Origin of the sequence: Bacillus sp. FSL R5-0286, from assembly GCF_038593245.1 — a bacterium.
Taxonomy (GTDB): Bacteria; Bacillota; Bacilli; order Bacillales; family Bacillaceae; genus Bacillus; species Bacillus altitudinis.
Window position 1 is genome coordinate 3,232,459 of sequence record NZ_CP151977.1, and the last position, 18,315, is coordinate 3,250,773.

Annotated in this window: 21 protein-coding genes; all 21 read right to left on the minus strand. The window is 38.7% G+C overall.

The annotated features are described in order from the left end of the window. Positions 1 to 106 precede the first annotated feature (106 nt). A protein-coding gene (gene prfB, locus NST24_RS16745) for a peptide chain release factor 2 (RefSeq protein ID WP_309174560.1) occupies positions 107 to 1,208 on the minus strand; the annotation gives its coding sequence in 2 pieces (ribosomal slippage) (positions 107 to 1,135 and positions 1,137 to 1,208; 1,101 coding nt in all). Between the two features lie 67 nt (positions 1,209 to 1,275). Beyond that, on the minus strand, positions 1,276 to 3,801 hold the full coding sequence (secA, locus tag NST24_RS16750) for a preprotein translocase subunit SecA (protein WP_342462017.1): 2,526 nt from the start codon (positions 3,799 to 3,801) through the stop codon (positions 1,276 to 1,278). Positions 3,802 to 3,999: 198 nt separating this feature from the next. Beyond that, positions 4,000 to 4,563 carry a ribosome-associated translation inhibitor RaiA gene (gene raiA, locus NST24_RS16755; RefSeq protein WP_007499992.1) on the minus strand — a complete coding sequence of 188 codons (564 nt, stop codon included), beginning with the start codon at positions 4,561 to 4,563 and terminating at the stop codon, positions 4,000 to 4,002. A gap of 189 nt (positions 4,564 to 4,752) precedes the next feature. Further along, positions 4,753 to 6,438 (minus strand): methyl-accepting chemotaxis protein, encoded by a 1,686-nt coding sequence (locus NST24_RS16760; protein WP_138279059.1) that lies wholly within the window; start codon positions 6,436 to 6,438, stop codon positions 4,753 to 4,755. Positions 6,439 to 6,471: 33 nt separating this feature from the next. Beyond that, complete coding sequence (locus tag NST24_RS16765; protein WP_008348244.1) at positions 6,472 to 6,852, minus strand: hypothetical protein; 381 nt, start codon at positions 6,850 to 6,852, stop codon at positions 6,472 to 6,474. A gap of 13 nt (positions 6,853 to 6,865) precedes the next feature. Beyond that, positions 6,866 to 7,207 (minus strand): flagellar protein FliT, encoded by a 342-nt coding sequence (locus tag NST24_RS16770; protein ID WP_008348246.1) that lies wholly within the window; start codon positions 7,205 to 7,207, stop codon positions 6,866 to 6,868. After that, on the minus strand, positions 7,204 to 7,608 hold the full coding sequence (fliS, locus tag NST24_RS16775; RefSeq protein WP_008348247.1) for a flagellar export chaperone FliS: 405 nt from the start codon (positions 7,606 to 7,608) through the stop codon (positions 7,204 to 7,206). The genes NST24_RS16770 and fliS overlap by 4 nt, the downstream gene beginning before the upstream one ends. Positions 7,609 to 7,625: 17 nt before the next feature. Further along, positions 7,626 to 9,140 (minus strand): flagellar hook-associated protein 2, encoded by a 1,515-nt coding sequence (locus NST24_RS16780; protein ID WP_284725762.1) that lies wholly within the window; start codon positions 9,138 to 9,140, stop codon positions 7,626 to 7,628. Between the two features lie 20 nt (positions 9,141 to 9,160). Next, positions 9,161 to 9,502, minus strand: a complete 342-nt coding sequence (flaG, locus tag NST24_RS16785; protein ID WP_047945623.1) for a flagellar protein FlaG — start codon at positions 9,500 to 9,502, stop codon at positions 9,161 to 9,163. A gap of 164 nt (positions 9,503 to 9,666) precedes the next feature. Further along, the gene (gene csrA / locus NST24_RS16790) at positions 9,667 to 9,891 is read right to left on the minus strand and encodes a carbon storage regulator CsrA (RefSeq protein ID WP_008348252.1); all 225 of its coding nucleotides are present in this window, start codon (positions 9,889 to 9,891) and stop codon (positions 9,667 to 9,669) included. Then, the gene (gene fliW, locus NST24_RS16795; protein ID WP_025208061.1) at positions 9,885 to 10,319 is read right to left on the minus strand and encodes a flagellar assembly protein FliW; all 435 of its coding nucleotides are present in this window, start codon (positions 10,317 to 10,319) and stop codon (positions 9,885 to 9,887) included. The genes csrA and fliW overlap by 7 nt, the downstream gene beginning before the upstream one ends. A gap of 28 nt (positions 10,320 to 10,347) precedes the next feature. Further along, on the minus strand, positions 10,348 to 10,926 hold the full coding sequence (locus tag NST24_RS16800; RefSeq protein ID WP_342462018.1) for a DUF6470 family protein: 579 nt from the start codon (positions 10,924 to 10,926) through the stop codon (positions 10,348 to 10,350). A 45-nt stretch (positions 10,927 to 10,971) separates the two neighbouring features. Beyond that, entirely contained in the window at positions 10,972 to 11,883 is a 912-nt protein-coding gene (gene flgL, locus NST24_RS16805) for a flagellar hook-associated protein FlgL (protein ID WP_008348257.1), read from the minus strand. An 8-nt stretch (positions 11,884 to 11,891) separates the two neighbouring features. After that, positions 11,892 to 13,412, minus strand: coding sequence for a flagellar hook-associated protein FlgK (gene flgK / locus NST24_RS16810; RefSeq protein ID WP_058336981.1), 1,521 nt, complete (start codon positions 13,410 to 13,412; stop codon positions 11,892 to 11,894). A gap of 15 nt (positions 13,413 to 13,427) precedes the next feature. Further along, positions 13,428 to 13,910, minus strand: coding sequence for a flagellar protein FlgN (locus tag NST24_RS16815; RefSeq protein WP_007499977.1), 483 nt, complete (start codon positions 13,908 to 13,910; stop codon positions 13,428 to 13,430). Positions 13,911 to 13,928: 18 nt separating this feature from the next. Beyond that, positions 13,929 to 14,192, minus strand: coding sequence for a flagellar biosynthesis anti-sigma factor FlgM (gene flgM, locus NST24_RS16820; protein WP_003213252.1), 264 nt, complete (start codon positions 14,190 to 14,192; stop codon positions 13,929 to 13,931). 79 nt (positions 14,193 to 14,271) lie between these two features. Continuing rightward, positions 14,272 to 14,691, minus strand: coding sequence for a TIGR03826 family flagellar region protein (locus NST24_RS16825; RefSeq protein ID WP_017357864.1), 420 nt, complete (start codon positions 14,689 to 14,691; stop codon positions 14,272 to 14,274). A gap of 56 nt (positions 14,692 to 14,747) precedes the next feature. Continuing rightward, entirely contained in the window at positions 14,748 to 15,434 is a 687-nt protein-coding gene (locus NST24_RS16830) for a ComF family protein (protein ID WP_172793290.1), read from the minus strand. Continuing rightward, a complete protein-coding gene (locus NST24_RS16835) occupies positions 15,431 to 15,724 on the minus strand; it encodes a competence protein ComFB (protein WP_008348267.1) in 294 nt (97 codons plus the stop codon). The genes NST24_RS16830 and NST24_RS16835 overlap by 4 nt, the downstream gene beginning before the upstream one ends. A gap of 64 nt (positions 15,725 to 15,788) precedes the next feature. Continuing rightward, positions 15,789 to 16,916 (minus strand): DEAD/DEAH box helicase, encoded by a 1,128-nt coding sequence (locus NST24_RS16840; RefSeq protein ID WP_342462019.1) that lies wholly within the window; start codon positions 16,914 to 16,916, stop codon positions 15,789 to 15,791. 371 nt (positions 16,917 to 17,287) lie between these two features. Continuing rightward, on the minus strand, positions 17,288 to 18,130 hold the full coding sequence (locus NST24_RS16845) for a DegV family protein (protein WP_024719242.1): 843 nt from the start codon (positions 18,128 to 18,130) through the stop codon (positions 17,288 to 17,290). Between the last annotated feature and the right edge of the window lie 185 nt (positions 18,131 to 18,315).

Here is an 18,315-nt window from a genome sequence, read left to right on the forward strand (position 1 = left end):
TGCTAATTTCATCATACAAAGGATATAGAGTCAGTATGGCATATGTATTCCTTTATATTCATTATATTTTCTCACAATTAAAAAAACCCGGCAAGAAGCCGAGTTTTTATGATAATTTTGAACGTAAATACGCATCGATAAAGGAATCTAAATCTCCATCCATCACCGCTTGAACATTTCCCATCTCCGTGTTGGTACGATGGTCTTTCACAAGGGAATATGGGTGGAAGACATACGAGCGAATTTGGCTTCCCCAGCCAATTTCTTTCTGTTCTCCTCTAATTTCATCCAATTCCGCCTGCTGTTCTTCGATCCGTTTTTGATAAAGCTTAGATTTCAGCATTTTCATTGCACGTTCTCTGTTTTTGATTTGGGATCTTTCCGTTTGGCACGTCACGACGACATTTGTTGGGATGTGTGTGATACGAACCGCAGAGTCCGTCGTATTGACGTGCTGACCCCCTGCACCACTTGCACGATACGTATCCACCTTAATATCCTCTGTACGAATATCGATATCAATTTCTTCATTAAATTCTGGCATGACATCACAGGAAACGAAAGAGGTGTGTCTACGGCCAGATGAATCAAATGGAGAAATACGGACTAAACGATGGACACCTTTTTCTGCTTTTAAGTAACCGTAAGCGTTATGTCCTTTAATCAGTAATGTCACAGACTTAATTCCTGCTTCATCACCAGGAAGGTAATCAAGTGTTTCGACCTTAAAGCCTCTGCGCTCTGCCCAGCGGGTATACATTCTGAGGAGCATCGATCCCCAGTCCTGTGATTCCGTTCCACCTGCACCCGGGTGAAGCTCAAGAATAGCATTGTTTTTATCATAAGGTTCGCTTAAAAGAAGCTGTAGCTCAAATTCATTAAACTGCTTCGTTAAGTTCTTCAGCTCTTTTTCAAGCTCTGCATGAAGATCCTCATCGTAATCTTCTTTTAATAGATCATGCGTCATTTGCAGCTCTTCATGAGATTCACTGAGCTCATGATATGTATTCACATAATCCTTCAGTGCATTGGCTTCATTAATGACACCTTGCGCTTTTTGCTGGTCATTCCAAAAGTCAGCCTCTGACATTGTGGCCTCAAGCTCTGCAATTTTCGCTTCTTTTGTATCGAGGTCAAAGAGACCCCCTAAAATCAGCTAGCCTGCTAGCCATATTTTCAAGCTCTTGTCTAATTTCTACTAATTCCATATCCTTCACCTCATAGATGTATGGGGGCTGACATGAATAGAAAGAGGTTTTCACCTCTTTCCATTACTTATTCTGTCTTCCCATGACAATTTTTATATTTCTTGCCGCTTCCGCAGTGACATGGCGAGTTTCTTCCGATATCCACCACTTTACGCACCGGCTTTTTCTTCACTGTTTTCTCCTCATCGCCTTCTTGAGGCTGATGAGCAGTTGTTTGTCCTTGAACGACTTCTTCACGTTCTAGGTTGTTTTGGATTTCTGATTTTAGCACATATTTAGCGACGTCATCTTCAATTGAAGCGACCATATGCTCAAACATCGCAAATCCTTCCATTTGATACTCACGAAGTGGATTGGTTTGTGCATATGCACGTAAATGGATTCCTTGACGCAGCTGATCCATTGCATCGATATGATCCATCCACTTCGAATCTACTGCACGAAGAACGATGACTTTTTCAAATTCACGCATTTGTTCATCGCCAAATGTCTCTTCTTTTGCATCGTATTTCTCTTTAATCCGCTCCATGATGAATTCGGTGATCTCATCTGCTTCTTTACCGAAGATATCTTTGACCGTAATGGCACCTTCATCTAAATAGTTCGTATTGATTAATTCAACAAGACCATCTAGTTTCCATTCTTCTGGAAGCTCATCTTTCGGCGTATAAGAGCCAACAGCCCGCTCAATAGACGATTGAATCATATTGATCACAATCGATTTCAAGTTATCAGAATCGATGACTTCAAAACGCTGTTTGTAAATGACTTCACGCTGTTGACGAAGAACATCATCATATTGCAGAAGCTGCTTACGGGAATCAAAGTTATTCCCCTCAACACGTTTTTGAGAAGATTCAACAGCTTTTGAGACCATTTTACTTTGAATTGGAGTAGAGTCATCCATACCGAAGCGATCAAGCATCGCCATTGTCCGCTCTGCACCAAATCGGCGCATCAATTCATCTTCCATTGAGAGATAGAATTGAGTAATCCCTGGGTCTCCTTGACGACCAGAACGACCACGGAGCTGGTTATCGATACGGCGTGATTCATGACGCTCTGTCCCAATAACAGCAAGACCGCCTAGTTCTTTCACACCTTCGCCAAGCTTGATGTCTGTTCCACGTCCCGCCATGTTTGTCGCAATTGTGACGGCACCTTTTTGTCCAGCTTCCTCAATAATTTGTGCTTCACGCTCATGGTTTTTCGCGTTTAACACTTGATGAGGGATGCCTTTATTTTTAAGCAGTTTTGAAATCAATTCAGATGTCTCAACCGCAACAGTTCCGACAAGAACCGGCTGTCCTGTCATATAACGCTGTGCGACGTCTTCAGCTACTGCTTTAAATTTGCCATCCATTGTACGGTAAATTAAATCAGGTCTGTCATCACGCACAACCGGTTTATTGGTTGGGATTGTGACAACCTGCATATTGTAAATGTTACGGAATTCCTCTTCTTCCGTTTTCGCTGTACCTGTCATACCAGATAGCTTTTCATACATACGGAAGTAGTTCTGGAACGTAATGGTTGCAAGTGTCATGCTTTCATTCTGCACTTCAAGACCTTCTTTTGCTTCAATGGCTTGGTGCAGACCTTCACTATAGCGACGTCCTTTCATTAAACGTCCTGTGAAGGAGTCAACGATGACGACTTGACCATCTTCCACAACATAATCAACGTCTTTTTGCATCGCAACATGCGCCTTAAGAGCCTGCGCGATATGGTGGTTAAGAGCGACATGTTTGACATCAAACAAGTTCTCGATACCAAATGCTTTTTCCGCCTTCGTCATTCCGCTTTCAGTCAGCTGTACACTTTTTGTTTTAATATCATAAGTGAAATCGTCTTCTATTTTTAACGTACGAACAAAGGCATTTGCTTGTACGTAAAGTTTCGTCGATTTTGCAGCTTGTCCAGAAATAATAAGAGGTGTTCTCGCTTCATCAATTAAGATGGAGTCAACTTCATCGATGACGGCATAATGAAGTGGTCTTTGAACCATTTGCTCTTTATACAGCACCATGTTATCTCGTAAATAATCAAAGCCAAGCTCATTGTTTGTTGAATACGTGATATCAGCAGCATACGCTTCTCTTTTTTCATCTTTGTCTAAACTGTTTAAGTTCAAGCCAACCGTTAATCCAAGAAATTCAAAAATCTTGCCCATTTCCTGTGCATCACGGCTTGCCAAATATTCGTTGACTGTTACAATGTGGACGCCTTTTCCAGAAAGAGCATTCAAATAAACAGGCATCGTTGATGTCAACGTTTTACCTTCACCTGTTTTCATCTCAGAGATATTCCCTTCATGTAGGGCAATCCCCCCCATGAGCTGCACCTTAAATGGGAACATTCCTGTCACGCGGCGTGATGCCTCGCGAACCGTTGCAAATGCTTCAACCAAAAGGTCGTCTACAGATTGTCCTTTTTCAAGTTTTTCTTTAAATTCGATCGTTTTATTTCGTAAAGCCTCGTCAGATAATTTCTCAAAATCTTGAGCGAGAGCTTCGATTTCATTTGCCTTTTTTTCATATCGGCTGATCGTACGTTTCGTAGGATCAAACACTTTGTTTAAGATTCCAAGCATATAATAACGCTCCTCTATTTCATGCAATTTTTCGGCATGTCCAAAAGTTTGACAGGTCCATATTTACCTGCATTTATCATACCATACCTTCCTTGATTTCCAAAGAATTTGCAATGATTTAGCACAAAAAACCCGCCCCTAATGAAGGGAGCGGGTTTACTTTTTTTAGGTCATTTTCGGATCAAAAGGAACGAATGATTAAGCGTTCGGCTCAATGAGTCCATATTTACCGTCATTTCGGCGGTATACCACATTGGTCAAATTTGTCTCAGCATTTGTGAAGACAAAGAAACTGTGACCTAACATGTTCATTTGGAGAATGGCCTCTTCGCTATCCATTGGTTTTAAATTGAAGCGTTTTTGTCTGACGATTTCTGTTTCATCAATCTCTTCGTCATCTTGAACTGCTACTTCGGACGCACCGTTTCCTCCAGCAAATAAATGCTTTTTCGCACCTTGCTCACGGAATTTACGGTTCACTTTCGTTTTATGTTTTCTAATTTGACGTTCTAATTTACTGGTTGCTAGGTCTACTGCATTGTACATATCCTCATTATGCACCTCTGCTCGAAGTGCAAGATCAGTCATTGGAATGGTAACCTCAACTTTAGATTCTTGATCGTTGTAAAATTTCAAGTTCACGTTGACTGAAGCATCAACATCTGACTCAAAATAACGCTCCAGCTTTCCAATTTTTTTCTCGACATGATCTCTTAGTGCAGGTGTTACTTCGATGTTTTCTCCTCGGACATTGTAATTCATGTAAAGAACGCCTCCTTTAAAATTAAGGATATGTAAACTTATTTCTACTTTTCCCTCCTTTTCTCCTGCTCAAACGTAAAAAAAATGTGAATTTTTATTGAAATTTGTCGAATCCTGCGGTGCTTCAGCTTTTACTTGATAGGTGATGAATATATATTCGCTTGATTCTTGAAAAAGACCATCGCACTGTTAAATCTTGAAAGATGAAATAGATGTTTTCAGTGATTGAGACAAAGATTTTAAATCTTCCGCAGCTGCTTTCATTTCCTCATTCGCCGCTAGTGATTCTTCAACAGCCGCCGACATGTACTCTGTCTCCTCAGAATTTCGCTTGGCTCCTTCTTCTATCACACCAACTGTTTGAGAAATTTCTTCTGTACTAGCTGAGATTTGCTCTGTCGTGGCAGAAAGCTCCTCTGCTTTCATCGAAATATCACGGATGGATTCCAGAATTTCTTGAAAGCTCTGTTCAGACAATTGCGATACTTTCACACCTTCTGCTACATCTCGTTCCACTTTCGTCATAGATTGAGACGACCTTTCAGTATCTTTGTTCACGTTGGCGAGTAGCTGACTAATTTGATCAGTCAGCTGACTTGATTCTTCTGCCAGCTTTCTGACTTCATCTGCAACAACCGCAAAACCTCGTCCATGTTCCCCAGCCCTTGCTGCTTCAATGGCTGCGTTTAAAGCAAGTAAATTTGTCTGATCTGCAATGGCATGAATATTCCCCAGCAGGTCTTGAATGCCGGTAAACTGTACTTGTACATTGGCCATTGTAGAATGATGTTCATTCACAGATTCCTTAATAGAACTCATTTGTTTCACAAATTGTTGAATGAGGGATGCGCCCTCTTCAGCCTTTTCAGTCACTGAAATTGAGTGACCCGAAACATCAGACGTATGTTCAGCGGCATTATGCATACCAGTCGAGACTTCTTGAATCGCCGAAGCTACTTTTCCTACTGCATCCGATTGTTCACGTGAAGCTTCACTGACCTGTTCAATCGAGCTAGACGTCTGTTCACTAGCCGAAATGGTTTGACTGATGGTTTCTTCAAATTGAGCAGCAGAATCAGCTAATTGCCTTGACCCGTTTTGCACCTGTAAGATGAGCTGACGCAAATGAGCTGTCATTTGGTTAAAAGCCGTACCGAGCTGGCCAATTTCATTTTTAGAGGTTACTTCAATCTCTTCAAGTGTGAGGTCACCATCTGCCATTCTTCTTGCTGCATGTGTGACAGAGACAATCGGTTTTGTCATACGATGAACAAACCTTGTGCCAATGACTAAAAAGCCGACTATAATCGCCGCGCTAACGAGAATAAGCGTCAGCAATAATTGGTTACTTTCTTCATTGAGCTGACTGATTTTTTGATCCCGCTGTTTCAATTGTGTTTGGGCAAATTCTTTTGTAAAGGTATGTATTTCTTGTTCGATAGGTTGTAATTCTTGACTGAGGCGGGTGTTGAATTCTTTTTGATTTTGCATATTCAATGAATTAAATAATCGATTTGTTGAGGTGTAGTAAAGATAATTTTTTTCGGAAATTTGATCTAACAGATTTTTTGCTTGTTTAACGGTGCTCATTTTTGATGCTTCAGCTGTTTTCTTATTGATTTCTTCATATGTTTGCTCAATCTTCTGTAAATTTTCAGCATCTTGAACAACCACATACGTTTTAATTTGTGCTTCTTGCTTTTGTAGCAGTGCCTCTAATTCCAGTGAGGTCTGGTACAGCTTTACTTCTTTGGTGAGAAGTGCTTTATACGATTGGTCTGTTTTGTAATAAATAAAACTAGAAAACCCCAAAATACTGACAAACAATACACATATGACAATAAGCCCAAATAAAAATTGATTTTTTAGTCTCATAAATTCCTCCGAATGGTCTGAATTGAACAAAAATTAATGAATGACATACGGCCTCATACAGGCATGTATTTCATCCATCCACTTTCTATATTCAGGTATAAAATATGATGTAAGGAATGACTGGAAGTGATTTGAAGGGAATGTATAGAAAGCTAGTATATCGAAACTTAAAAAAATTTGGTCAAACGATCGAATCGTCTTGGCAAAGTGCTCATTTTCAATAATCGAAAGCAGAAGCGGATGTGTTGTCTCTAAATGAAAGAAGGCATGGATCAGATCATTAAAGATCCGATCCCCTTCTGTTTTAGCGAAATCCTTCTCAATTTCATCTAAATATTTTAGACTCTCTTCTATCGTATATAGAAGGTCATAATATGTGGTTAATAAAATATAGTCATCTGAACGATACGCCACAGGTCTCACCTATTTATTTCCGTTTATCGTAGTATACGCCGTCACTTGTCATGGGCTGATACGGATTTTGATAATTCAGCTGTTTTGTTTTCTTACGTTGAATGGCTTGAATATCTGCCTTGATCCCATTTTGAATCTCTGTTAATTGCTTGGCCATCAGTTGATCTGTTTGAATGATTTCTTTGATTTTCTCTTTTTCTTGAACGGAAAGCTCATGTTGAATGTCTCTCATTAGTTCGTCTCTCTCAACTAAAAAAGCATCAAAGTCTTCAACGAGTGTCTCACTTTGCGGGTTGGCCTCTATTTCCGCTGCCATTTTTAACGTTTGGTCGTGCAGTTGGTCCACAATACTCATAGAGATCCTCCAATAGAGTGGTGACGCCCTTTTCGATCGGTTTGAATGACTTCCTTCCAAGCATCTCGGAAATCAGTCACATATTGCTCTACTTCATTCAGGATCTCTTCGTCATTTTGCAGATTGGCTTCAATCAGTCTTCGATAGATGTAGTCATACATACTTGCCATGCTCTTTGATACATCATACGTACGATTTAAGGTGACATTTAATTCTTGGATGATGTTTTGAGCCTTTTTCAGGTTCAAGTTTCTCATTTCAGCATCTTCTTTTTGAATGCCATGCTTTGCTAGTCTAATAAACTTTAAGCATCCTTCATAAAGCATAAGCGTTAACTCGGCCGGTGTTGCGGTCTCAATAGAATTTTTCTGATAGGCGGCATAAGGGTTCTGAATTGCCATATGTTATAAACCTCCAATTATTGTCCAAGCAGTTGAGAAAGATAGCCAGATTGGTTGTTTAGCTTTTGAATCGCACTATCCATGGCGTTAAACTTTTTGTAGTAACGAGCTTCCACCATTTTTAAACGATCTTGGAATGTGCTCATTCGTTGAGTCAAAGAATCAAGGTCCTTACCAAGTCCGTATTCCTTTGATGCCATCGTTGTGCTACCAGCCTTTGTTTGAATGCTCTTTGAGAAGGCTGATAAGGAATTTTTGATACGATGAATAATTCCTTGTTCTTTATATTGCTGCTGCGCTTTATCTTTATCTTTTGAATCTACATTTAGCGAACCTGACATAAATATTTGACTAATCTTCTGTGGGTCTTCTTGAATGGCTTTTCTTAGTTTCGGTTCATCAATGACAAGCTTTCCGCCATCTTTATATTTATCTGAAGTGGCAATTCCGATTTGTGTCATGTGAATTTTATTCCCATCACTTGTCGTAATATCAACATAAAAATCACTTCTTATTTTAGATGCACCAGATCGTAAAATTGAATCACTTCTCAGCAAGCCTGACTTCGCAGTCGTTTCCCATAGCTCGACTTCTTTGTCAGACATGGCTTTTTTCTCTTCTGCTGTTAATGGATAATAGTCTCTATTTCTTTTTTCATTGACTTTACCATTGATCTCTTCAACAAGTTCATTGTATTTATCAACGAATTGTTTGATTTTATCAAAGATGGCATCGACATCTGTTGAAACGTTCAAACTGACAGGCTTATCTGTTGTTCCTTTAAGTTCATATGTGATACCAGCCTGCGTGAAGGTATTATTGTTATTTTCCATTTTGAGACCATTAATTTCGTATTGCGCTTTCTGCCCTTGAGTAGTCGCAACTAATTTATTATCTCCATCCACTTGGAATCCTAATTGCGTTAAAAATGAAGCAGAATTACCATCCGCTGCCTTAATACTGACACCTTCTCCAGTCGTACGGGAAGTCAGAGCGATTGTATCCACGTAGTTGGTCCCATCAAAGATTTGGCCTTTATAAGCCGTGACACCTAGTTGAGCGTTGTTCAATTTTGACACGATTGAATCAAGGGTATCTTTATCAGTCGTATTAATGGTCACTGTTTTGGGTGTCGTAGAATCTGGTGTCGTCACCTCAAATGTGAACGTACCGTTTGCAGCAGTAAATCCAGATGTACCAGAAGATTTGAATACGGAAGCTGTCGCTAGTTGGGTCACATTAATCGAGCCAGAGGTAGCATTTGTTGATCCAGTTGCTGTAACAGCAGATTCATTGGAGCTTGTGACCTTTTTTGCGCCATAAGTACTCGGATATGTTAAATTTAGTTTGGCAATGAGATCATCTAATTCTTTGACCTTTGAATTGACCTCGCGGTAGCTGTCTCTTTGCCATTCAAGTGTTTGTTTCTGACGTGTCATTTTATCAAGTGGTGCTTGCTCAGTTTTCATTAGCTTTGAGACGATTTCGTCAATATCAAATACATTTGAAAATCCAGTAATTCGATTAACCATTGTTTATGTTCTCCCTTCAATTACGTTCTTTTATCGACAAATAAACCGACAATCTCTGTCATTGCCGCATAGAAATCAAGCCATTCTTTGGAAGGAATCTCTCTAATGACTTCTTCGGTTTGGTTATCTACGACTTTGACATAATATTCATTGAGTTTTTCATGTAATTCAAATTGAAGATGAAATTGAGTAGGTTCAATCAGCTTATTTGCTCCTTGAAGCGTTTTCTCAATTTCTTCTTTTGAAACGACTTTTCCATTTGCTTGTAAATCAGTGTTTGCATTGTCATTTTGATGATTCGTAACACGGGTTTGAAATGCATCAATCAGTGGCTCTAGCGAAGTCAACTTACCAACAGACATAGTTATTCAGCTCCTGTGCTTTAATCTATCTTTTATATCGGCTTTGAATTATTAAATTAAATATAGATGGACCGATTTGTTAAAGTTTCATATAGATGGTGTCATACCCCTACATAGAAATGATTTTACACGGAAGTTTAAAGACGAATTGGATAAAAAAATCCTCACTTTTTTTGTGAGGATAATTGAGAAAGTAAATCGAAGGACAAGCTAGCAGCACGGCTGTTTTCTTCTTGAATAGACAGGTATACTTCCTTCCTGTGAATATCAATATGCTTAGGAGCCTCAATTCCGACTTTTACTTGGTCGCCTTCAATCGCAATAATTTTAACTTCAATATCGTCGCCTATTTGAATCGATTGATTTAATTTACGAGATAGAACTAACATGAGGAAGCCACCTCTAACAAATGTTTTGTATGATAGGCTGAATCATGCAAAATGACCTGCTTGGCTTTCATGTTTTTCCGATTCACAATAATAGGCGCTCTTAAATTGGCTGTCGTTTTTTCAATAGAAGATCCCATTGTTAAAATAACCATGACTTCCACATCATTGGCATCTTCTACCCCAAGAATGTCTACAACCGATTCTTCTAAGTCAAATTCATATTGATTGAAGAACAAAAATGGGCTGCTGACAATAAAGCCTAGTTCTGCATTTTTCAAAGATTGAAGAACTAAAAATGGGGATTCTTCTGATAAAGGTAAAATGACAAATTGTTTTTGATCCAGAAATCCTGGTATCCCATTAGAGAAGTGAATGATTTGCTCCTCTTTAATCGTCACTTCGCCATGGTATTTTGTTTGAATGATCATAATTCACGACCTTTTTCATTTTTCTTAACTATACCTTATCACCATTTTGACCTGTTTCGTCAACTTCTATTTTTAAATCTGGGTATTGTAACATATCAATATGAACTTTACCTGGCTGGTAGTTAACAATTGGTTTATGAGGTGTTGCCTCTATAATAGCTTTTTGCGGCTCCACATCAATTTTAAGTTCAGATGGCTGATAGTGAATTTTTACACTAAAAAATGAAGGAATCACACCGATGTTGAATTGTTTTGCTGGAGGACTGCCGTTGATTTTCGCAAACTCAGCAATCGCATTCCCACCATTCTCGATCTTGATGAGTTCACTTCCTTCTTCCGCTCTACGTCCCATTCCTTCTCCAATCGCACGTTTCCCCTCAGCAGCCCATTCCTCTGAACGCCTAAAAATCGACTTAATATCCATATCGGCAAATGCCTCGGTTTGATCTATGGTTAATTTCGACGGTGTCCTTGTGATATTCATGACAGCTCTTGGCTGCTGAATCTCAAGCTCAGCTCTTGGCTGCTCTACTTCTTGCTTGGAAGGGGTTGTCGACATTTGCAGCTTTGCATAAGTTTGCTCCATTAACAATCTAGGGATTTGCATAGGTTCACCTCCATGATGCAAAAAAGCACCCAACGGATGCTTTTTTTATCTTAAGAAATCGACAAGGGATGGCTGAATCACTTTAGCTGTCGTCGCTAAAGCAGCTCTATTCACAGTCTCTTGTTGAAGAAGATCCAGAATGGCTTTTTCACTTTCTACATCTTCGGCATCTGATTTAGCCTTTTTCAGCACTTCAAATTGCGAAGTCAAACGGCTCCCGACTAAGTCGATACGATTGGATCTAGCCCCAAGATCTGAACGCTCAGCACTCATCACTTCTTTAAACTGATCGATATTTCCTAATGCATCATCTGAATTTGTAAACGTTCCATTTTTTAATGAGTTTTCTAAATCAGTCAGCATTTCAATGACATTTTGACCACTGGCAGATTGTCCACCAAAAGCTGAAAGAGGATTTGAATTCACATTTAATGTGATTCCATCAGAAATGTTCGACTGAACCACGTTTGCATCTGTATAGTTTTCAAAGTTAAATGTAAACGTACCATCTGCATTCTCTACAACTGGTTTAACATTGGTATTCGTCCCATTAAAAACAAATTTACCTAACATCTGCGTGTTCATTGCATCAATGATTTGATTCTTCATCTGACCAATTTCCACTCCGATAGCAGCTAAATCTTCTGGCTGTTTTGTTCCATTGGCCGCATCGAGTACTTTATCTCGTATATTTGACATGATATCAATTATTTCAGTGACACTTGTTTCAGATGTATCAATCCAGTTTCGTGCCTCATTTAAATTAGTTTGGTATTGCTCATTTCGAAACATGGCTGTACTATATTGAAGACTTTTCACTGCTGCAACAGGATCATCAGACGTTTTTGTGAAACGTTTTCCAGACTGTGCCTGCTCATTAATTTTAGAGAGTTTTTCATAACTTTTACTAATATTTCGAAGTGAATTTTGAGAAATCATACTTTGCGTGACTCGCATCAGTTACCCTACCTTCCTACGACTCCCATGCCGTTTATTATTTTATCTAATACTTCGTCTTGCATCGTCATAATTCTTGCTGCTGCATTATACGCATGCTGAAATTGAATCATGTTCGTCATTTCTTCATCTATAGATACAGCACTAGTTGACATCCTGCGTTCATTGGCTGAATTCACAAGAGCTGCTGAACTGCTTTCAAGGGTCATGTTCTTTTTAGCTTGTATCCCCATTTCGGCAATGACATTCTGATAGTAATCCTGAATCGTTGTGGTATTTCCGCCGATTGGCAGCTTTAAGTTTTGAATATTAGCTAATTTCGTAGCATTCGAACCATCACCTTGCGTTTGATTAAGAGATGCAGCAATGTTATCTGTCGATGCTAAAATCACGTCACTCACTTTGATACGGGCTGCCAAGCCTTTATTCAAATCATTGTTATTCTCAATATCGAAAAAGTCTTGTCCACTTGTGCCATTTAACGTGTACCCTTGCTTATGGACATCGTTAAAAGCATCCATAAATACTTTTGCTACTTCATCCAGCTCAGCCAGCATATCCGGGTACATGCCTTTTTCATCTCCATTAGACATGTAGCCATACGCCTCAACAAGTGCTTTTACTTTACCATTCACTTGTAATTGATCAGCTGCGATGGTTGTCGTTCCAAATTGGAGTGAGTTAACAAGTCCTGTCGTATTATCATAGGAAAGTTGCAATTCAGATTTTTCATTGGTAATGCCATTTAAAATTGTTCCAGCAGATTGTCCATTTGCACCGATAATATCGATGTTAACGGTTCCTTCAGCAATTTCCAGAGCATTTCCTCCAGAAGGGTTGTAGCTCACTTTAATATCAACAAGTGAGGAAAGCTGATCTATAAGAGCGTCGCGCGTATCATAAAGATCATTGGGAAGATAACCATTTGGCTCAACTGTTGCAATCTGTTTATTCACTTCATCAATTTGAGTTAATAGGGTGTTCACATTTTTTGCCGTTGAATCGAGTTCAGTTTTTAAATTCTTTTGTATCGTTGTTAAAGAAGAATTTAGCAGGCGGAATTGATCTACTAAAGCCTGAGCACTTGTCTTAACAACTGTACGGGCTGAAGCAGTATCAGCATTTTTCGATTCTGATAAGACTTGTAATGATTTCCAGAGATTATCAAAGGCTCTATTCAAGCCTTCATCTGTCAAATCATTCATCACTCCTTCCATTTGTGAAAGAGCATCAGACTTCGTCGCATAATAAGACAAGTTATTGTTATGATCTCTATACTGAAGATCTAAAAAGCTGTCTCGAATTCTTTCAACAGTTCCAACTTGGACACCTGTCCCCATTTGGCCGTATGTCTTGCCATCATAAACAGAAATCACTGGGTAAGGATTCTCTGCTTTAAAGGTAACTCTCTGTCTTGAGTAGCCATCAGTATTTGCATTGGATACGTTGTTTGATGTGACATAAAGCCCTGCACGCTGGGCTGTGATTCCTCTTTTTGCCGTTTCTAGTCCCATGAATGTAGAACCCATAGATATCCTCCTTGTTTACGCCTTTGAATCAAACAAAGCCCTATGCTGTTTAGGCTTTGAACTCTCAAGACCATTTTGTCCGTAATTCATATTTTCTTTGTTAGGATTCACAAGATCGAATGTCAGTGAAATAAATTGAAGTGACTGCTGAATAAGCTGTTTGTTCAGTTCGTTTACATCTTTCAGTTCCACCATGATGTCATTCAGCTTCTCATATAACGAAATAAGCTCTTCTTGATCCGTTCCTGTAGCTTTTTCGATGCATGCGGTGATTGTCGGCGATTGATCACTTTGTAAAAATTGAACTGCTGCTTCAATCCGCTTTTCTTCTAATTGTGAAATGGCCTGAATATATTTTTGCTCAAGGTTCAGAACCTCTGAAAGAGCATCGATCTCATTATTTTTCAGCATTTCTGTTTTATTCTTAGACAGCTTTAGAAGCTGTTCATGTAATCCGTAGAGACGGTGCAGTTCTTCAATCATTATTTTTACTGACATTCACGCTACTCCCTTTTGTTATTGTTGTTTATAAAAATTCAACATTTTATCTGCAATGCCTTTTGTATCTACTTGATATGTTCCGGCTTCAATGCTTTTTTTAATTTGGTCTATTTTATCTTGACGTTCTTTCATGATATTCGGCACCTTTTGCATTTCGATTGCCTTTTTAGAAATTTCGACTTTGTCAGTTGATTTTGCTTGATTCGATTGCAACGTTTGTTTCTCATATGTTTTCTTGTAAGGATTTACTGGTTGTGTTCCATATCGATTAATTTTCACGGGATTCCTCTCGCTTTCCGTTACAGTCTGTCTTGATTCTATCCATTTTATCGACCAAACTGCAACTTAGTTTAGGGAATCAGTCGTTTTTAGGATTAATGGCATAATAGGTGTCTTTTTTCCTAGATTCAATCTCCCTTTTACGCTCTTCTTCTTGGTCCATTTGGCTGATTTGCGTCTTTATATCCTTTTCACAATGGCTACACAGCTTGTTTTTTCTGATCGGTTGGCCGCATCTTTCACAAGGATAATTGATATTCGGGAATTGACTAATTTGAAGTCTTTTTAAACGGATAAATTTCAGGATTAATTCTTCATCAACTTCTGTTGCGTCTACTATTTCAGCAATGGTTGATTGTCTATTACTTTGCTTACGCAAGAATTTATAAACGATATCAAAAGAACGTTCTTCTTCTTCAAAGCATTTGTTACAAACCGTTTGGATGGTGGTTTTTAAAAATAACTGATTACATTGTGGACAGTTTGCCAATTGATTCATAACCAAAACCCCTTACGTTATTTTCTTTTCTTAATATCGGTTGATTGTCATGATTTTTAACTACGAATCAACGTAAAAGAGGAAACACTTTTGGCGCCTGCGTCTTTTAAAATTTTTGCTGCATGATAGACTGTCGCCCCAGTTGTATAAATATCATCGATTAATATGATATCCTTTAGAACGATCGGGTTTGACTGCCTTAATTGGAACAAATTCTGTTGATGTAAACGTTCATTTTTTCTTTTCTTAGACTGCTTACTTTGATGTACTTTTATAAGTGGCTCCAATATAGGTCCGCCAATCATGGAAGCAAGCATCATTGACTGATTGAATCCTCTTTCCTTTAATCTCTCTTTACTCAAAGGAATTGGGACAAGGACCGGTTCTTTGATTGAAAAAGAACGTTTAAACGCTGACTGTACATCTTTTTTAAATAGATCAGCTAAAGCCGTATCACCTCGAAATTTAAATCGAGCTAGAATATCTTTCATAAAGTCGTTGTAAGCATAAACAGACCGATTCATTACAAGAATCTCAGCAAAATCCCGTCGTTTATCCCACCTTGAACAATCCTGACACAATTGATCATTTGATTGCGCTCTTCCGCATTTGGGACAAGTAGGACCTTGAATCTTCATCAGGTGGTTCTTACATGCTACACATAAACGATCTTCATTTAATAGTAGGAATGATTTCCATGTAAAAGCAGCCACAAAATGGCTCTCACAAATTGGACAAATCAACGCTTTTCTTTGTTCAACGGCAAATGATTTTCGCACCTTGGATATGTAGTGACCGTTGAAGCAGCTTCTGTCAGAATGACGAGCATCGCCGTATTTTTCTGTTTATCCACCATCTCGGATTTACTGTAGGATATTTTATCGATATCTGTTATATATTGCGGTTTCACTTGATTTAGAGAAATGGCTAATACATCTTCTATACATTTTTCACAATGACAAATCATGTTTAATTGGTTGAGATATTGATAGAGAATTTCTTTAAGTAGTATTTCTTTTGCGTTGAGTAGCATATTTTGTCTCTCCTGCCATTTGTGTTTTGTGAATATAATGTACCATGATTTAGTTGAACCCACACTATTTTTCAGAAAACTCTTTTTCAGCTGTATTATTCATTTTTACGATATGTTTCTTTGCTTGTTTCATACTTCTCGTTAAACCAAAATGAAAAAAGTATACGTCTCCGTTAAAAAAATCTGGATGTCTCCCTGCTCTACCAGAAATTTGGACAAGTGCACTTTCTGAAAAAATAGGAGATTCCGCACCTAATACGCCCACCTGAACATCTTGAATGGTAACGCCTCTTTCTAGAATAGTTGTTGTAACCAATACATCGTATCTATGATCTCTGAAATGCTGGACTTTTTGCTTCCTTTCTTGATCATCCGCAGAAACACCCTGTACATTTACATCTTGACCTTGAAGAATATGAGTTACCTTCTTCATAGTAGAAATAGAAGGAACAAAGAGTAACACTCTTTTTTTCTTTGTGATATGTTCATGCAGCCAGTTCATTGTAGATGCTGGAAGCCGATTTCTTTTTAATTTCTTTTTCCAATCTCCAACCCATTGAAATGTTGGGACAGGCAACGGTTTTTGGTGGAAGCGCAGAGGAATTTTGATCGCTTCTAATTGTCTATGAGTAACATCTTTTTGCATTTTTTTAGATGGTGTGGCACTTAAGTAAATTCTAACTCCTGTTTTTTTCATTGACTTTAAAACAGCAAACTGAAGCCGTTCATCCATTGAATAAGGAAAAGCATCGACTTCGTCTACAATAAGGACATCAAAGGCGTTTTTATATCTCATCAGCTGATGGGTTGTAGCGATCATAAGCGGTGCCATTTGAAATCTTTGAGAACTCCCGCCATAAAGTGCAGCTATATTCAGTCCTTGAAATGCCTTTCTCATTCGAGGTTCGAGCTCAAGTACAACATCGGTTCTAGGCGTCGCAATACAAACACTCATTCCGTTATTTAGCGCATATTTTATTCCATGAAAAAGTACCTCCGTTTTCCCCGCACCACAAACAGCCCAAACTAGCAGATCAAATTTGTTTTGGATTGCTTCTACTAGCCTATCGGACGCTCTCTTTTGCCCTTTAGAAAGCTCTCCCTGCCATGTTAATTCAACTTGTCTTGTTTCTTTCTTTTGTGGACCCGTCCATTCATAGAGAAAGCCACATTCACTTACTTTTCCCAGCATGATGCAGGATCTACAGTATACACAGTCTTTTTTACATGTTTCACACGGAGAGAGGGCAAAGTAGCGCTTGTTTGATACACCGCACCGGCAGCAGATCAAACCACTCGACACCCTATCGACAGCAGGTGTTCTATGGATAAATCCTTGATTCTCCAGCCACTCCAATTCGGACTGTGTACATTGACATTCAATAGGAAGGAGGTGCCTTGATTGTAGCTTGTGACTGAGTTCCATTGCTTTTTCCAGATTCAATTTCACGCACTACCTTTCCATTCATGTTGACCCATTATGTACAAAGAGAAGGCCTTTCGTCTAATTGTAAAAATAGAAAAACAAATCCCCTTTTCCATGAGAAAAGGGGATTTTGATATCTATCTGATGATCCAGCCAAGTGCTAAAGAGCCTTCGCCTAGATGAGTGCCAATCACGGCACCAAAGTAGCTTTTATAAAATTCAACATGAGGATACTTTTCTAATAAGTGCGCAATTAATTCATCTGCTTCTTCTTCTCTATTACCATGTATCAGAGTTGCTCTCATTGGAACACCACGTGATGCATCTTCATCAAATAATTCAAAAATACGTGAAATGGCTTTTTTGCGTGTACGAATCTTCTCAAAAGGGACAATTAGCTTGTTGTCAAAATGCAAGATAGGCTTTACCTTTAAGAGGCTTCCAATAAAAGCCTGAGCACCATTTAATCTGCCGCCACGTTGTAAATGAGTTAAATCGTCTACCATAAAATAAGCTCTTTGATTTTCTTTTAGATAATTGAGATGGGAAATCACTTCTTCTGGAGAAGCACCACCTTGGATTTTTTCAGCAGCTTCTAACACATAAAAACCTTGCGCCATACAGCTAGTCTCTGTATCAAACGGATAAATGTCGATTCCGTCAACTAGTTCATTCGCTGAGGCCGCACTATTGTATGTTCCACTAATTCCGCTTGACAGATGTATACTAATCACAGCATCATATGTTTCACTAAGTTTTTCATATAATTCTATAAGTTCACCGAAAGCAGGCTGAGAGGTTGTTGGAAGATCTTTATGTTTCTTGACTTCTTCATAATATGTCTTCCAATCCATTTCTACTTCTTCACGGTATGATTCAGTACCAAAGATGACATTCAGAGGGATCATATGAATATGATGTTTATCACGTAGTTCTTGTGGTATATAAGCAGTACTGTCTGTTACAACGGCTATTTTCATTCTTAAATACCTTCCTTATCCGTTAAGTTGCTTTTTAAAAAAGAATGATCATTGTTTTTCACTAGATTTATAATACTAATCAAAAAAGCTTGCCTAATCAATAGGCAAGCCCGCTATATCCGAAAAAGACTCCTTACCTGCCTATCATTGCTCTCTAACTTGAATGTGAGAGAACTAAAAACAGG

What these genes read in the sequence shown, in the direction of transcription:
- secA (WP_342462017.1), bottom strand. Translation starts at nt 3,801, where the DNA reads ATGCTTGGAATCTTAAACAAAGTGTTTGATCCTACGAAACGTACGATC.
- raiA (WP_007499992.1), bottom strand. Translation starts at nt 4,563, where the DNA reads ATGAATTACAATGTCCGAGGAGAAAACATCGAAGTAACACCTGCACTA.
- NST24_RS16760 (WP_138279059.1), bottom strand. Translation starts at nt 6,438, where the DNA reads ATGAGACTAAAAAATCAATTTTTATTTGGGCTTATTGTCATATGTGTA.
- NST24_RS16770 (WP_008348246.1), bottom strand. Translation starts at nt 7,207, where the DNA reads ATGAGTATTGTGGACCAACTGCACGACCAAACGTTAAAAATGGCAGCG.
- fliS (WP_008348247.1), bottom strand. Translation starts at nt 7,608, where the DNA reads ATGGCAATTCAGAACCCTTATGCCGCCTATCAGAAAAATTCTATTGAG.
- NST24_RS16780 (WP_284725762.1), bottom strand. Translation starts at nt 9,140, where the DNA reads ATGGTTAATCGAATTACTGGATTTTCAAATGTATTTGATATTGACGAA.
- flaG (WP_047945623.1), bottom strand. Translation starts at nt 9,502, where the DNA reads ATGTCTGTTGGTAAGTTGACTTCGCTAGAGCCACTGATTGATGCATTT.
- csrA (WP_008348252.1), bottom strand. Translation starts at nt 9,891, where the DNA reads ATGTTAGTTCTATCTCGTAAATTAAATCAATCGATTCAAATAGGCGAC.
- fliW (WP_025208061.1), bottom strand. Translation starts at nt 10,319, where the DNA reads ATGATCATTCAAACAAAATACCATGGCGAAGTGACGATTAAAGAGGAG.
- NST24_RS16800 (WP_342462018.1), bottom strand. Translation starts at nt 10,926, where the DNA reads ATGCAAATCCCTAGATTGTTAATGGAGCAAACTTATGCAAAGCTGCAA.
- flgL (WP_008348257.1), bottom strand. Translation starts at nt 11,883, where the DNA reads ATGCGAGTCACGCAAAGTATGATTTCTCAAAATTCACTTCGAAATATT.
- flgK (WP_058336981.1), bottom strand. Translation starts at nt 13,412, where the DNA reads ATGGGTTCTACATTCATGGGACTAGAAACGGCAAAAAGAGGAATCACA.
- NST24_RS16815 (WP_007499977.1), bottom strand. Translation starts at nt 13,910, where the DNA reads ATGTCAGTAAAAATAATGATTGAAGAACTGCACCGTCTCTACGGATTA.
- NST24_RS16825 (WP_017357864.1), bottom strand. Translation starts at nt 14,691, where the DNA reads ATGAATCAATTGGCAAACTGTCCACAATGTAATCAGTTATTTTTAAAA.
- NST24_RS16835 (WP_008348267.1), bottom strand. Translation starts at nt 15,724, where the DNA reads ATGCTACTCAACGCAAAAGAAATACTACTTAAAGAAATTCTCTATCAA.
- NST24_RS16840 (WP_342462019.1), bottom strand. Translation starts at nt 16,916, where the DNA reads ATGCTGGGAAAAGTAAGTGAATGTGGCTTTCTCTATGAATGGACGGGT.
- NST24_RS16845 (WP_024719242.1), bottom strand. Translation starts at nt 18,130, where the DNA reads ATGAAAATAGCCGTTGTAACAGACAGTACTGCTTATATACCACAAGAA.